Source organism: Streptomyces chisholmiae (genome assembly GCF_031845445.1).
GTDB classification, from domain to species: domain Bacteria; phylum Actinomycetota; class Actinomycetes; order Streptomycetales; family Streptomycetaceae; genus Streptomyces; species Streptomyces chisholmiae.
Genome location: NZ_JAVREO010000238.1, coordinates 1 through 426, shown reverse-complemented (window position 1 = coordinate 426; position 426 = coordinate 1). Strand labels below are relative to the sequence as shown.

Below are 426 nucleotides of genomic sequence, written 5' to 3'. Positions count from 1 at the left end.
GTGTTCTCATGCTTCCTGATTGGCGCGCTGAGCGTGATCGGGCTGCCGCCGTTTGCTGGCATGTGGTCGAAATTCATGCTGATCACGGCATCGTTCGGTACGCGGGAGTGGGTGACGGCGGCGGCGATGATCGTGTCTTCCCTGCTTGGCCTGATTTACCTCGTGCCTGTGGCGATACGGGCCCTGCTGCAGCCGGCGGGCGATGGAAGTCCGCGCGGCTTCATCCGGCCGGGCGGGGCGCCGGGGCCTGCTGTGGCGGCGTTGATGGCCACGGCGGCGGGATGCGTAGCGCTGTTCTTCCTGGCTGACGCAGTGGCGAGCTATCTCGCCCCGATCGCGGGGAGGGTGCGGTGAGCGAAAAGAAGAAACCGCCGCAGTTGGGAGAGCCGGGCGAACATCCGCTGTCGGTGTTCCTGTTCTCATGGA

1 protein-coding gene is annotated in these 426 nt (G+C 65.7%); it reads left to right on the top strand.

Going from position 1 to position 426, the window contains the following annotated elements; all coding sequences use genetic code 11:
- Window positions 1-354, top strand: a 354-nt coding sequence (locus tag RM844_RS32990) for a proton-conducting transporter transmembrane domain-containing protein (RefSeq protein ID WP_311671106.1), incomplete at its 5' end; no start/stop codon positions are given.
- Between the last annotated feature and the right edge of the window lie 72 nt (window positions 355-426).